The following is a 13,446-nucleotide window of genomic DNA, read 5'->3' as shown; positions in this document are numbered from 1 at the left end:
CGCCTTCACAACGACAACAATACAGGAGGTCTCCATGACCACCACTGCTGACGAGTTTCTGGCCGAGCGACGCTTCGGTCGCTTTCAACGCCACCTGCTGATCTGGTGCTCCCTGATCATCGTGTTCGATGGCTACGACCTGATCATCTATGGTGTGGTGCTGCCATTGGTGATGGAGCAATGGCAGCTGACCAGCATCCAGGCGGGCCTTCTGGGAAGCTCTGCACTGCTTGGCATGATGGTCGGCGCGATCACCTTCGGCACCCTGGCCGATCGCCTCGGGCGCAGGGTGATCATCCTGTCGTGCCTGGCGCTGTTCAGCGTGGTCACGGTGATCAATGGCCTGGCCACCACCCCGACCCAGTTCGCGGTGTGTCGCTTTATCGCCGGATTGGGGCTTGGCGGGGTGATGCCCAACGTGGTGGCGCTGGTCACCGAGTATTCACCGAGGCGGCTGCGCACCACGCTGGTGGCGATCATGTTCAGCGGCTACTCCATCGGCGGCATGCTGTCAGCGGGCCTCGGCATCCTGATCGTGCCTCGCCTGGGTTGGGAGATGATGTTCTTCCTGGCGGGGGTGCCGCTGCTGTGCCTGCCGTTCATGTGGCGCCACCTGCCGGAGTCCCTCGACTATCTGGTGCGCAAGGGACGCCATGAGGAGGCCGAGCGTATCGCTCAGCAGCTGACACGGCAGGAGGGCCTCGATGCCATCCCGCACCTCGCGGCCAGCGAGGAGGCCGACGCCAAGGCACCTGTCGCGGCGCTGATGCAGCCCCAGCGCCGCGTCAGCACGCTGATGTTCTGGTTGGCCTCCTTCATGTGCCTGCTGATGATCTACGCCCTCGGTTCCTGGCTGCCGACACTGATGACCATGGCCGGCTATCCCATCGGCAAGAGCCTAGGCTTTCTGCTGGTCATGAACCTTGGCGCCATTGCCGGCGCCATCGGTGGAGGACTGGCGTCCGATCGACTGTCGCCACGGCTGGTGCTGATCGTGTTCTTTGTTGCCGGCTCCTGCGCCCTGGCGCTGCTTGGGCTGAAGAGCTCGACGCTGGTGCTCTATGCCCTGGTTGCCGTTGCCGGCGCGGCGACCATCGGCGCCCAGATCCTGATCAACGCCTACGTCGCTCAGTACTACCCGCCGGCCATTCGCTCCACCGCGGTGGGATCGGCGCTGGCGGTGGGCCGCGTCGGAGCCCTGGCGGGGCCCTTGGTCACCGGCATGCTGCTGTCGCTGTCGTTGCCCCACGCGGTCAATTTCGCCGCCTTTGCGGTGCCGGGACTGATCGCACTGGTGGCGGTGTCGCTGATCGGACGCCCGTCCACGGCAACGACCGCCTCGCCGCACACCGGCTAGACGACGGGGCCGCACCGTACAGCTGGACCGGCAGTGAGATCCGCTGGTCCAGCACGCGGATGACGCCCTGAATTCAAACAACAAGTGAAGCCCCCGCGAGATCGCTCTCGCGGGGGCTTTGGTGGTGGGTCGCTTGCGCTTGACGGTCGATCAAGACCGTCAGGCGGCCCCCTGTCGATCAAGCCCTGCCAAGGGCTCTGGCGCTAGCCTGGACTCAGGCGTCGGCCTTCTCCTTTTTCGCCTTGCGGCCAGCCGGCTTGCCGCTGGGTGTGCTCAGCTCTGTCTTGTCGCTCTGTCGGGCCTTTTCCGGGGCCTTGGCAGGGTCATCGGCAAGCGCCCGGGCCGGCGCGCGCGCTTCGCTCTTCTTGATCACGGTGGTGCCGGCGAAGATCTCGCCCTCCACATAGACCTCCCCGTAGTAGGACGCTCGCAGCACTTCCTTGAGCTCGCTGATTAAGGGGTAGCACGGGTTGGCGCCGGTGCACTGGTCATCGAAGGCCTCTGCGGCCACTTCATCGAGCTTGGCCAGGAAGTCGGCCTCGGGGACGCCGGCTTCCCTGATCGAGGCGGGGATGTCCAGCTCGCGCTTGAGCTCATCGAGCCAGTTGATCAGTCGCTCGACCTTCTGGGCGGTGCGGTCGCCGGCCTGGGGCTGCCCCAGGTGATCGGCGACCTCGGCGTAGCGGCTGCGCGCCTTGGGCCGGTCGTACTGGGAGAAGGCGGTCTGCTTGGTCGGGTTGTCGTTGGCGTTGAAGCGCACCACGTTGGTGATCAGCAGCGCATTGGCCAGGCCATGGGGCAGGTGGAACTCGGCGCCGAGCTTGTGGGCCATGGAGTGGCACACGCCAAGGAAGGCATTGGCGAAGGCCATGCCGGCGATGCTGGCGCCACTGTGGACCTTCTCGCGGGCCACGGCGTTGCGCTCGCCCTCACGGTAGCTGGCCGGCAGGTATTGCTTCAGCAGCTTCAGCGCCTGCAGCGCGTGACCGTCGGAGAACTCGTTGGCCAGCACCGAGACGTAGGCCTCCAGCGCGTGGGTCACGGCGTCATAACCCCCGAAGGCGGTCAGCGAGCGGGGCATCTTCATCACCAGGTTGGCATCGACGATGGCCATGTCCGGGGTCAGCTGATAGTCCGCCAGCGGGTACTTGATGCCGGTGGCGTCATCGGTAACCACCGCGAAAGGCGTGACCTCGGAGCCGGTTCCGGAGGTGGTGGGGATGCACACCAGGCTGGCCTTTTCGCCCATGGTGGGGAACTGGTAGATCCGCTTGCGGATGTCCATGAAGCGCATCGCCAGGTCCTGGAAGTGCACGTCCGGGTGCTCGTACTTGACCCACATGATCTTGGCGGCGTCCATCGGCGAGCCGCCGCCGAGCGCCAGGATCACGTCGGGCTGGAAGCTGGCCATGGCCTCGGCGCCCTTGTCGACGATCGACATGGTGGGGTCGGCCTCGACGTCGTAGAAGGTGTGGACCTCCATGCCGAGGCCCTTGAGCAGGGCCATCAGCTCATCGGCGTAGCCGTTGTTGAACAGGAAGCGGTCGGTGACGATAAAGGCGCGCTGCTTGTCCTTGAGGTCGGTCAGCGCCACCGACAGGCTGCCGCGACGGAAGTAGATCGATTCGGGGAGCTTGTGCCACAGCATGTTTTCCGCCCGCTTGGCCACGGTCTTGGTGTTGATCAGGTGCTTGGGACCGACATTTTCGGAGATCGAGTTGCCGCCCCAGGAACCGCAGCCGAGGGTCAGCGAAGGCGCCATGTCGAAGTTGTACATGTCGCCGATGCCACCGTGGGAGGTGGGGATATTGACCAGGATGCGCGCGGTCTTGAGGCGGTGGCCGAAGTAGCGGATACGTGACTGCTGGGTGTCCTGGTCGGTGTAGAGCCCCGAGGTGTGGCCGATACCACCGAACTCGACCATGGTGCAGGCCTGGTCCACCGCGTCCTCGAAGGAACTGGCGCGGAACATGCCGAGCGTCGGTGACAGTTTTTCGTGGGCAAAGGCGTCGTCGATGCTGACCCGTTCGCCCTCGCCGATCAGGATCTTGGTGTCGGCCGGTACCTCGATGCCGGCGAGTCCGGCGATGGTCGCCGCCGACTGGCCGACGATGGCGGCGTTGAGCGCGCCATTTTTCAGAAGCACCTGACGGACCTGGTCGGCCTCGTCGGCGGACAGCAGGTAGGCCGCGTGGGAGGCGAAGCGTTCACGCACCTCGTCGTAGACCTCGTCGAGCACGATCACCGCTTGCTCCGAGGCGCATACCACGCCGTTGTCGAAGGTCTTGGACATCAGGATCGAGGCCACCGCCCGCTTGATGTCCGCGCTCTCGTCGATCACCACCGGCACGTTGCCGGCACCCACGCCGATGGCCGGCTTGCCCGAGGAGTAGGCCGCCTTGACCATGCCGGGGCCGCCGGTGGCCAGGATCAGGTTGATGCCCTCGTGCTTCATCAGGGCCTCGGACAACTCCACCGAGGGCTGGTCGATCCAGCCGATGATGTCCTGTGGTGCACCGGCAGCCACCGCCGCCTCCAGCACCAGCTTCGCGGCGGCGTTGGTGCAGTGACGTGCGCGCGGGTGGGGCGAGAAGATGATGCCGTTGCGGGTCTTCAGCGAGATCAGCGCCTTGAAGATGGCCGTGGAGGTGGGGTTGGTGGTGGGGATGATGCCGCAGATCAGGCCCACCGGCTCGGCGATGGTCATGGTGCCGGCTTCATCGTGGGTGGCGATGACGCCGCAGGTCCTGTCGTCCTTGTACTTGTTGTAGATGAACTCCGAGGCAAAGTGGTTCTTGATCACCTTGTCCTCGAGCACGCCCATGGCGGTCTCTTCCACCGCCTGGCGGGCCAGCGGTATGCGGGCCTGGTTGGCGGCAAGCGAGGCAGCGCGAAAGATCGCATCGACCTTCTCTTGAGAGAAGCTGGCAAAGACCCGTTGCGCGGCCTTGACCCTGGCGACGAGGGCGTCGAGTTCAGCGAGGTTGGTAACAGCCATTATTGGCCTCCAGTAACATGACAAAGGAAAGAAAAGCGACCTGCGAAACCTCCTTGGCGTGTGCAGCGCCTGTTGCTCGGAGCTGGGCATGTGCCTGGCTCGGGCGTCGGCGAGCGTCGGGCTCGGGCGTCGGCGAGCATAAGAAGCAAAGCGGCTTGAAAAGTGGCTTGATGTCTTCCCGTCGAGATTCAGTCTATGGCTGTCTCGATTCAGCTCTGCTGACAGGGGTCAGCTTTGTCGCCGGTATTCCGCTGATCCGAACATCATGATGATCGCAAGCATCAGCCCGGCCTATCCGTGGGCTGGGGTAGGGAGGGCGCTTCAGCCGAGCCCCCTGTGGAGGAGGAGAGGTAGACTCCACCTCGGTCAGGAGAGGCCATTGGCAATAATGTCAGGACACAAATCGTCACTCCGACGGGTCTTGCGACCCGAGTGATGGTTGACTAGCCTCGTGTGACGATAGTTGGACGAAAGCTATACAGAGCGAAAGGAGTCGTTATGTGGAGCCTCAAGGATCTTCATCTGCAGCCGATCGCCGGTGAATGGAGGGCTGGAAGTTCCGGCGAGTCGCTCAAGGTGATGGACCCCTACCACCAGAAACAACTGGTGGAGATCACCCAGGCAGATTGCTCCGACGTCGAGCATGCCTTTGATGCGGCCGACCGAGCGCAACGGCAGTGGGCGAATACCAGCGCTACCCACAGAGCGGCTGTACTGCGCCGTGTCGCCGAACTGATGGAAGAGCGCAAGGATGAACTGGTCGAGTGGCTCATCCGCGAGTCGGGCAGCACTCGCATCAAGGCCGAACTCGAGTGGAACAATGCCTGGGAGATGTCGCTCGAAGCCGCCGCCATGGCCACTCGCGTGCAAGGTACCACTGCCGCTTCGAGCGTCCCGGGCAAGGACCATAGGGTCTATCGCAAGCCGCTGGGCGTGATTGGCGTGATCAGTCCTGGAACTTTCCCTTCCACCTGACCCAGCGCACCATCGGCCCCGCCCTTGCGCTGGGTAACGCCGTGGTGCTCAAGCCTGCCAGCGATACCCCCTTGACCGGTGGATTGCTGCTGGCACGGCTTTACGAGGAAGCGGGGCTGCCGAAGGGGCTCCTCAGTGTTCTGGTTGGTGCCGGCAGCGAGCTCGGCGACCCGCTGGTCGGACATCGGCTAGCCAAGCTTATCTCCTTCACCGGTTCCACCGAGGTGGGCCGACAGATCGCCAAGGGGGCGGTCGGCGGAGAACATATCAAGCCAGTGGCACTGGAACTCGGCGGCAACAGTCCCTTTGTGGTGCTCGATGACGCTGACATCGATCGGGCCGTACGGGCGGCGGTGGTCGGCAAGTTCATGCATCAGGGCCAGATCTGCATCGCCATCAACCGTATCATCGTCGATGCGTCGATCCACGACGCCTTTGTCGAGCGCTTCGTCGAGCGGGTCAAGGGGCTCAAGGTCGGGGACCCCTCCGACGCACATACCGTCATCGGACCGATCATCAACGATCAACAGCTAGACGGGCTGAAGGACACCATCGACAGGGCCCGTGAGTCTGGTGCCCGGGTGGCGCTCGAGGGCTCTCTTGAAGGCCCTTGCCTGCATCCCTGGGTGTTCAGCCACGTCAGCGAAGAGATGGACCTGGCCTGCAACGAGATCTTTGGTCCGATCGCCGGCATCATCAAGGCCGACGGTGAGGCCGAGGCGATACGCATCGCCAATGCCACCGAGTATGGCCTCTCCGCAGCGGTCTTCAGCGGTTGTTCGGCGCGCGGCGAACGGGTGGCACGCCAGATAGAGTCGGGAATGGTGCACGTCAATGACATGCCGGTGAACGACGAACCACACATGCCGTTCGGTGGTGAGAAGAATTCCGGGATCGGCCGCTTCAACGGCGACTGGGTGCTGAACGAGATGACAACCGTGCAATGGGTCAGCGTCCAGCACGAGCCTCGCGACTATCCCTTCTGATGGTTTCCTCGGATACGGTGCGAAGCGCGTGCCGCCTGCTAGAGTCAAGTAGACTTAGGGTTGTGGCTTGAACCCTCTGTGAGCGTCCCTGGACCCTGGCCAGGGTCAACCGACAGCGCTAGGGTGAAAGGGAATCAAGACCAACGTCTTAGACAAGGAGATGTTATGAAAAACAGCATGATGCGTCGTTTCGGAATGGCTTTCGTGGTCGCCATGATGGCGGGTGGTCTGGCCGCCTGCGAAGAGGAAGGCCCTGCCGAGCAGGCCGGCGAGGAAATGGATCAGGCGGTCGAGGATGCCGGTGAGTCCATGGAAGACATGGGCGAAGAGATGGAAGAGTCGGCCGAGGAAGCCACCAACTGATGTAACAGGCGTCACCGTCAGCGGCGCTATGCCGAAAGAGGCAGCGTGAAGGACGGGGCTGCTCACACTGACCTTGTGGGTCGGTGATGTCGCCTGTCTTCGCCGCTGAGGAGTATCAGGATAAGAGGTCTGTCCCCTAGGGGCAGGCCTTTTCTGTGTGCAACGGAGTTGTTTCATGATCAAGCGGATCAAGATTGCGGCGGCACTGAGCGGCCTGATGATGTCCCAGGCAGTGATGGCCGCCGCGCCCGAAACGTCACACTGGTCCTACACGGGAGACACGGGACCTGCCCACTGGGCTGACATCGACGACGACTTCAGTATGTGTGGCCTGGGTCGCAACCAGTCGCCCGTCGATATCGACGGCGCTATCGATGCCGAACTTCCACCGCTACAACTTGACTACGCGACCACCGGGACCAGGGTCTTCAACAATGGCCACACGGTGCAGGTAGCCTCCCCCGAGGGCAACACGCTGACGCTTGATGGGGATCTCTTCACCCTGCAGCAGATGCACTTTCACGCGCCTTCCGAGCACACGGTAGACGGACAACGTTTCCCGCTGGAAGCGCATCTGGTGCACAGCGACAAGGACGGCAACCTGGCGGTAGTCACGGTGCTGTTCGAGGAAGGCGAGGAAAATGCAGCATTGCGCTCGCTTGCCGATAGCCTGCCGGATACCGCCGGTGAACGTGCCGACGTAACCGATACCGTGAACTTCACGCAGATGTTGCCGGCCCAGCATGACTACTATCGCCTGAACGGTTCCTTGACCACTCCACCCTGCTCCGAAGGCGTCCGCTGGGTGATCATGCAGAGCACGCAGGATATTTCATCTGATCAGGTCGAGTCGTTCTCTGCTGCGATCGGGGACGCCAATAACCGGCCGCTGCAGCCTCTGAATGCCAGAGTGCCACTCAAGTAGTTCTGTCTCTCGACAACACCTTGTCACATGGTGATAACCATCGCTCCCGGACGTCGTCGGCGCTGCTGCGCTGGGTCCGGGCCGGCACTTGCATGGCATCATTGATGCTGTCGGTACTAGCCAAGTCGCGATTGTCACTCTAATGTAAACGGGGAAGTTACAAATTTTTCTCCTGGAGGTGCTTCATGAAGCAAGGAATGTTTCGTCGTCTGGCCCTGGCCAGCGCTGTGGCGTCCATGATGCTGGTACTGGCGGGTTGCGAGGACGACGCGGCCGAAGACGCTGGCGCTCAGGTGGACGATGCACGCGAAGCGGTGGAAGAGCAGGCGCAGGAGACCGCCGCCGAAGCGGAGCAGTTGGCCGAGGACGCCGGAGAGGCGATGAGCGAGACCGCCGACGATGCCGAGCAGGCGATGGATGAAGCCGCCGCCGAAGCGGAGCAGCAGGCCGAGGACGCCGGAGAGGCGATGAGCGAGACCGCCGACGACGCTGAGCAGGCGATGGATGAAGCCGCTGCCGATGCCGAACAGCAGGCCGAAGAGGCGGAGCAGGCGATGGATGAAACTGCTGCCGACGCTGAACAGGCGATGGATGAAGCCGCCGCCGATGCCGAGCAGCAGGCCGAGGACGCCGAGCAGGCGATGGACGAAACCGCTGCCGATGCCGAACAGCAGGCCGACGAGGCTGCCGCAGGAGCCTCCAACCTGGTCGACGACGCTCAGGAAGCGCTGGGTGATGCTGCCGATGCCGTGCAAGAGCAGGCCAACGAGGCCATGGAGGGCATGAGCAATCTGGCAGAGGACGCCCAGAATGCCCTGAGCGATATGGCCGGTGACGCCGAACAGGGGGCCGATGCGGCTGCCGAAAGTGCGGGTCAGGCGGTCGAGGAAGCCGGTGACGAGGTCGAGCAGGCGACCGACGAGGCGGCCCAGTAAGTCGAACCTTCTGGTCGGGGCTTTTGCGCCGGGCGTCGGTTCTACAGGCTCGGTTTCTTCAGGCTTGGCGCCTTCATGGCGCCTTCAGACGCACCCACCGGCCCTTGAGCCCGTCAGAAACACAAAAAGGCCGAGATCCTGGATCTCGGCCTTTTTGCGTTGCCTATCTGTGGGCTGGGTGGCCATCACTGCCCGCCGCTGAGGGCGGCAGGCAGCGACGATGATCAGCCGTTCTGCTCGATGCCCTGGATGTACCAGGGGGCATCGTCACGCATTTCGCGGATCAGGTGCCAGGTCTCGTTGAACTCGGTTTCGCTGCCGTTTTCCTTGAGCACGCCGTGGAACAGCACCCGCGCCTCGGCCTGGTTGGCGAACTCCTGAACGCCGCCGAGCTCCGCAAACAGGCGCACGATTTCGGTCTGGTTGTTGGCCGGCTCCTGGGCCCGCTGTTCGCGCAGCAGGTTGTAGAGTTCCGGCGTCACGTACTCCTGGATGCGCGGCAGGTCGTTGTTGTCCCAGGCCCGCTGAAGGGTCATGAAGTGCTCCTTGGCGCCGCCGAGGAAGCGTTCACGGTCGAACCAGGCGGGGTCTCCCTGAGGCCCTCCGGTCTGAGTGCCTGCGCTGTGGGCACCGAGACCTCCCGCGGAGCCCGGCATGTTGAACGGTGAGCTCTGGTGCTGTTCACGGTGCATGCCGGATGAACCGCCTCCCGCCGATGCGGTGGCCGTGCGCCGCCGTGCCAGCAGCTTGAACAGCAGGAAGGCCGCGCCTGCCATCAGCAGCAGGTCGACCATGCCGAGGCCATCGAAGGCGCCGCCGAAGAACAGCGCGCCGAGGAGGCTGCCGGCCAGCAGACCGCCGAGCATACCGCCCATCAGGCCGCTCTTCTTGCCGGCGGTCGGGGCGGCGTTGGGACGAGCGGTGTTCTGTGACTGGGTCGCACTGGGGCTGGCCTGGCGCGAGTAGGAACCAACACTCTTGCCGCCACCCAGGCGGCGGGCGTCGGCGCTGTCGACGGCAAGGCCGAAGCCCATCACGCCGACAAGGATCATCACGAGAAGGTGACGCATCGAAGACATCTCCGTAGTTCGGCCTGCATTGGCCAGTCTGGGCCTTTGACCCTGGTGGTCAGAGGCACGTCGCTCGTCCATTCTAGCGATAACGGGCGCCGCGGGAAGCCGTGTACAACGAAAAGTCGAGGAGACCCCATGCTGATCGAACGTAGTGACAGTCTGCTGCTGGTGGTCGACGTGCAGACGGCATTGATGCCGGTGGTGGAAAGAGGGGATCAGGCGATCACCGAGATCGGCTGGCTGGCGGCCGTGGCAGAGCGCCTGGAGGTGCCTGTGTGGGTGACCGAGCAGTATCCTCAGGGGCTCGGGGCGACCGAGCCGCGACTGAAATGTGCCCTGCCACAGAGCACCCGCTGGTTCACCAAGAGTCACTTCAACGCCTGCCGGGAGCGCGATATTGCACAGGCCTTCGAGGCGGCTGCGCCGCGTCAGGTCGTGATTGCCGGGGCCGAAGCCCATATCTGTGTGCTGCAGACGGCACTTGGCCTGCTGGAACGGGGTGTCGAGCTGTTCTGGCTGGTCGAAGGCTGCGTCAGTCGCCGCAGCGATGAAGCGAGACTTGCCGGCGAGCGCGCAAGACAGGCCGGCGCCTGGCAAGTCAGCGCCGACATGGTGGCCTACGAATGGCTGGAACGCTGTGACGACGCGACCTTTCGCGAGGTGCATCGTGAACTGCTGCGCCCCAGGGCGTCCCGGCCGCTGCGGCTGGCGCCCTGAGGATCACAGCTGGCGCGCCAGCCAAGCCAGACAATAAAGCCACGCCTTCATGATCGCTGAAAGGTGGCACCGTGCACCGTCTGCGGCGCACGGACGAGCGCTACCGGCGTAGCGGCGGCGCGACTCAGGCGGGGTTGTCGCGGGTGAACACCAGGGTGCCACCCTCGGACTCGGCGGCGTTGAAGCGGTACCCGGCCACGTCGAAGTCCTTGAGCCCTTCCTTGTCGTCCAGGCGTTGCTGGATCATCCAGGCGGCCATCAGTCCCCGGGCCTTCTTGGCGTAGAAGCTGATGATCTTGTAGCGATCGTTCTTCCAGTCCTTGAACACCGGGGTGACCACTTCGGCCTTGAGCTTTCTGGCATCGATGGCCTTGAAGTACTCGTTGGAGGCCAGGTTGACCAGCACAGGTGTTCCGCTCTGTGCCACCGCCCGGTCGAGCTCCTCGGTCAGCAGCGGCTTCCAGAAGGCGTAGAGGTCCTTGCCCTTGGCGTTTTCCAGACGGGTGCCCATTTCCAGGCGATAGGGCTGGATCAGATCCAGCGGGCGCAGCAGGCCATAGAGGCCCGACAGGATGCGCAGATGATCCTGGGCGAAGCGGTTGTCGGCTTCATCGAAGGCGTCGGCCTGCAGGCCGACGTAGACGTCGCCCTGGAAGGCCTGGGCGGCGACCTTGGCGTTGTCCGGAGTGAACGGGGTCTGCCACTGACCGAAGCGCGCCGCGTTGAGTCCGGCGATCTTGTCGCTGACGCCCATCAGCTCCGAGATGCGGGCCGGGCTGTAGTCGCGCAGGATGTCGATCAGCTCGCGGGAGCGGTCGAGGTAGTCGGGCTCGCTGTGGATATCGGTGGTGGCCGGGGTCTCGAAGTCCAGCGTCTTGGCCGGAGAGATCACGCTGAGCATGGGCGTGCTCCTGATGTCAGGTAGGGAAAATTGGCAAGTGGCCGTCATTGTACCAAGCCCCGCCGCCGCTCGGGACGAGGGCGAGGCTATGGACGCCATAGTAAAGAGGGCATGCCTGCCGGCAAGGGCAGGCGTTGTTCTTTGCTTGAGGCCGAGGGGGCGAGGCCGCTTCAGGGGCTGGGGTTGGGCAGCCTGTGATGGATGGCCTCGATGCCTTCGATGACTTCGTCGGCCAGCACCAGGGACTCCGAGGCGAGGTTGCTCTCGAGCTGCTCCATGGTGGTCGCGCCGATGATGTTGCTGGTCAGGAAGGAGCGCGAGTTGACGTAGGCCAGCGCCATCTGGGCCGGGTCCAGGGCGTGCTCGTGGGCCAGTTCGACGTAGGCGCGGGTGGCATCGATCGCCTGATCGGAGCTGTAGCGGCTGAAGCGGTCCCACAGGGTCAGGCGGGCGCCAGGCGGACGGGCGCCGTCCAGATACTTGCCCGACAGCACACCGAAGGCCAGCGGCGAGTAGGCCAGCAGTCCCAGCTGTTCGCGGTGAGCGATCTCTGCCAGCCCCACCTCGAAGGTCCGGTTGAGCAGGTTGTAGGGGTTCTGTATCGAGGCGACCCGCGGCAGGCCCAGGGACTCGGCCAGTTGCAGGCAGCGCATCACGCCCCAGGGTGTCTCGTTGGACAGACCCACGGCGCGTACCTTGCCGGCATCGACCAGTTCCTTGAGGGCCGACAGTGTCTCTTCCAGATCGGTGGCCTGCTCGTCCTCGTCGTGGGTATAGCCCAGGCGACCGAAGAAGTTGGTCGAACGGTCCGGCCAGTGCAGCTGGTAGAGATCGACGTAGTCGGTGTTCAGGCGTGCAAGGCTTGCGTCGATGGCCTCATGAAGATGGGCGCGAGTCAGGCGAGGTCCGCCGCGGATGTGCTTGATACCGGGGCCGGCAGCCTTGGTGGCGATGACCACGTCGTCGCGGCTTTGGCGGCCCTTGAGCCAGGAGCCTACATAGCTCTCGGTCAGTCCCTGGGTTTCGGCCTTGGGTGGCACCGGGTACATCTCGGCGGCGTCGATGAAGTTGACGCCGAAGGCCACCGCGCGGTCGAGCTGGGCATGGGCCTCGGCCTCGGTGTTCTGCTCGCCGAAGGTCATGGTTCCAAGGCACAGGCGACTGACGTCGATGCCGGTGTTGCCAAGGGGACGGATCTGCATGGGGACTCCTTGTGGTAGGCCTTTGTCAGGGGGGCGCAGCGCCGCCGCCGGACCGTTTTTGCTGCAAAGCATCGAGATGGTACCTTTGGCCGGCAGGGGTCGCCAAATCCCGGGGGTTGAGTCCGTATCGGGCCAGGCGTATGCTTGCCACCCCGTTGCCGCGGAGGAGTCCGTGGCACCGTCGATTCAACAGGAGATCGCCCGCGACACAGGAGGTGTCCGGTCCGACTTCCATCCTTTGGACTCAAGGTTGTTGCCATGCAGCAGGCATCGTCACTGAAGACGCGGCTCGAGTACCGTCTGGCCCAGCAGTTGTTTCACACTCGCTGGTTGCCCCGCTCGCCGCGAACCCAGAGGCTGACCATGCGTCTGTTTCAACGCTGTGCGGACGCCGGGCACCCGGCAGCACTGTCGTTGTACGGGCACATGCTGTTTCACCGGTCACGGGCACCCCAGGACAAGGCACGCGGCGCTCGCTACGTGCTGCAGGCCGCCCATGGCGGGGACGTCAGGGCGCAGTACCAGGCAGGCCAGATCCACGAACATGGCTGCGCGCTGTACCCGGCGCGCCACGACCACGCCGTGACCTGGTACGCCCGGGCCGGGGAAGCGGGTCATGCGTTGGCGGCGGCGCGCCTGGAGCGCGCCTACCGGGATGGTGAGCTGTCGCTACCGGTGGATCCAGAGCGTGCCGCCTACTGGGCGGTGCTGGCTTCGGCAGGGCAGGCCTCGTCAGGACAGCCTTCGTCAGGGCAAACCTTGGCACGCCAGGCCTCGCCAGGTTCGGCCAATAGCGCCCTGGCCAATGGACAGCCTGTTCCGGGGCAGTCCGCCAGGCAAGACGGTGTCACGCTGGACAAAGCGGAAGCCCAACAGCGACACTAGAGGTATCAGGCGCGGCGGTTGGGTCGCGCACGGGTCCCGGTGAGGCCGAGACGAGCGGCGGTTCAGGATTCCCTGGCCGCCGCTGGTAGTTTGGGCCTCGGGTACGGTTTTCGTTGTCGGGTGACGTCG

Annotated in this window: 9 protein-coding genes and 2 pseudogenes; 7 read left to right on the top strand and 4 right to left on the bottom strand. The window is 64.2% G+C overall.

Features of this window, described 5'->3' with window-relative positions; all coding sequences use genetic code 11:
- Positions 1-34: 34 nt before the first annotated feature.
- Positions 35-1,357, top strand: a complete 1,323-nt coding sequence (locus KUV74_RS04600; RefSeq protein ID WP_222515714.1) for an MFS transporter — start codon at positions 35-37, stop codon at positions 1,355-1,357.
- Between the two features lie 214 nt (positions 1,358-1,571).
- Here KUV74_RS04600 and adhE read toward each other — a convergent pair whose 3' ends face one another.
- Positions 1,572-4,355 (bottom strand): bifunctional acetaldehyde-CoA/alcohol dehydrogenase, encoded by a 2,784-nt coding sequence (gene adhE, locus KUV74_RS04595; RefSeq protein ID WP_222515713.1) that lies wholly within the window; start codon positions 4,353-4,355, stop codon positions 1,572-1,574.
- Between the two features lie 498 nt (positions 4,356-4,853).
- Here adhE and KUV74_RS04590 point away from each other — a divergent pair.
- The 4 genes and pseudogenes from KUV74_RS04590 (at position 4,854) to KUV74_RS04575 (ending at position 8,539) form a co-directional block, all read left to right on the top strand.
- Positions 4,854-6,316: pseudogene (locus KUV74_RS04590) on the top strand (aldehyde dehydrogenase family protein).
- 165 nt (positions 6,317-6,481) lie between these two features.
- The gene (locus KUV74_RS04585) at positions 6,482-6,679 is read left to right on the top strand and encodes a hypothetical protein (RefSeq protein WP_222515712.1); all 198 of its coding nucleotides are present in this window, start codon (positions 6,482-6,484) and stop codon (positions 6,677-6,679) included.
- Positions 6,680-6,854: 175 nt separating this feature from the next.
- On the top strand, positions 6,855-7,604 hold the full coding sequence (locus tag KUV74_RS04580; RefSeq protein ID WP_249742988.1) for a carbonic anhydrase: 750 nt from the start codon (positions 6,855-6,857) through the stop codon (positions 7,602-7,604).
- Between the two features lie 185 nt (positions 7,605-7,789).
- On the top strand, positions 7,790-8,539 hold the full coding sequence (locus KUV74_RS04575; protein ID WP_052704223.1) for a hypothetical protein: 750 nt from the start codon (positions 7,790-7,792) through the stop codon (positions 8,537-8,539).
- A gap of 224 nt (positions 8,540-8,763) precedes the next feature.
- Here KUV74_RS04575 and KUV74_RS04570 read toward each other — a convergent pair whose 3' ends face one another.
- Entirely contained in the window at positions 8,764-9,609 is an 846-nt protein-coding gene (locus KUV74_RS04570) for a Tim44 domain-containing protein (RefSeq protein WP_045991358.1), read from the bottom strand.
- A 138-nt stretch (positions 9,610-9,747) separates the two neighbouring features.
- Between KUV74_RS04570 and KUV74_RS04565 the strand changes: the two genes are divergently transcribed.
- A complete protein-coding gene (locus tag KUV74_RS04565) occupies positions 9,748-10,329 on the top strand; it encodes an isochorismatase family protein (protein WP_045991357.1) in 582 nt (193 codons plus the stop codon).
- A gap of 124 nt (positions 10,330-10,453) precedes the next feature.
- Here the strand turns inward: KUV74_RS04565 and yaaA are convergent, their stop codons facing one another.
- The gene (gene yaaA / locus KUV74_RS04560) at positions 10,454-11,230 is read right to left on the bottom strand and encodes a peroxide stress protein YaaA (protein WP_045991356.1); all 777 of its coding nucleotides are present in this window, start codon (positions 11,228-11,230) and stop codon (positions 10,454-10,456) included.
- Between the two features lie 170 nt (positions 11,231-11,400).
- On the bottom strand, positions 11,401-12,432 hold the full coding sequence (locus KUV74_RS04555; protein WP_222515711.1) for an NADP(H)-dependent aldo-keto reductase: 1,032 nt from the start codon (positions 12,430-12,432) through the stop codon (positions 11,401-11,403).
- Positions 12,433-12,690: 258 nt separating this feature from the next.
- Here KUV74_RS04555 and KUV74_RS04550 point away from each other — a divergent pair.
- Positions 12,691-13,146 (top strand): annotated as a pseudogene (locus tag KUV74_RS04550) (tetratricopeptide repeat protein); the annotation flags it as partial.
- Positions 13,147-13,446 lie beyond the last annotated feature (300 nt).

Source organism: Halomonas sp. DP1Y21-3 (assembly GCF_019801245.1).
Taxonomy (GTDB): Bacteria; Pseudomonadota; Gammaproteobacteria; order Pseudomonadales; family Halomonadaceae; genus Halomonas; species Halomonas litopenaei.
This window is presented reverse-complemented; position numbering and strand designations above follow the sequence as displayed.

Bases quoted from the DNA above. Each gene is read 5' to 3' on its own strand.
- KUV74_RS04570 (WP_045991358.1), bottom strand. From the start codon at position 9,609: ATGCGTCACCTTCTCGTGATGATCCTTGTCGGCGTGATGGGCTTCGGC.
- KUV74_RS04565 (WP_045991357.1), top strand. From the start codon at position 9,748: ATGCTGATCGAACGTAGTGACAGTCTGCTGCTGGTGGTCGACGTGCAG.
- KUV74_RS04575 (WP_052704223.1), top strand. From the start codon at position 7,790: ATGAAGCAAGGAATGTTTCGTCGTCTGGCCCTGGCCAGCGCTGTGGCG.
- yaaA (WP_045991356.1), bottom strand. From the start codon at position 11,230: ATGCTCAGCGTGATCTCTCCGGCCAAGACGCTGGACTTCGAGACCCCG.
- KUV74_RS04585 (WP_222515712.1), top strand. From the start codon at position 6,482: ATGAAAAACAGCATGATGCGTCGTTTCGGAATGGCTTTCGTGGTCGCC.
- adhE (WP_222515713.1), bottom strand. From the start codon at position 4,355: ATGGCTGTTACCAACCTCGCTGAACTCGACGCCCTCGTCGCCAGGGTC.
- KUV74_RS04600 (WP_222515714.1), top strand. From the start codon at position 35: ATGACCACCACTGCTGACGAGTTTCTGGCCGAGCGACGCTTCGGTCGC.
- KUV74_RS04580 (WP_249742988.1), top strand. From the start codon at position 6,855: ATGATCAAGCGGATCAAGATTGCGGCGGCACTGAGCGGCCTGATGATG.
- KUV74_RS04555 (WP_222515711.1), bottom strand. From the start codon at position 12,432: ATGCAGATCCGTCCCCTTGGCAACACCGGCATCGACGTCAGTCGCCTG.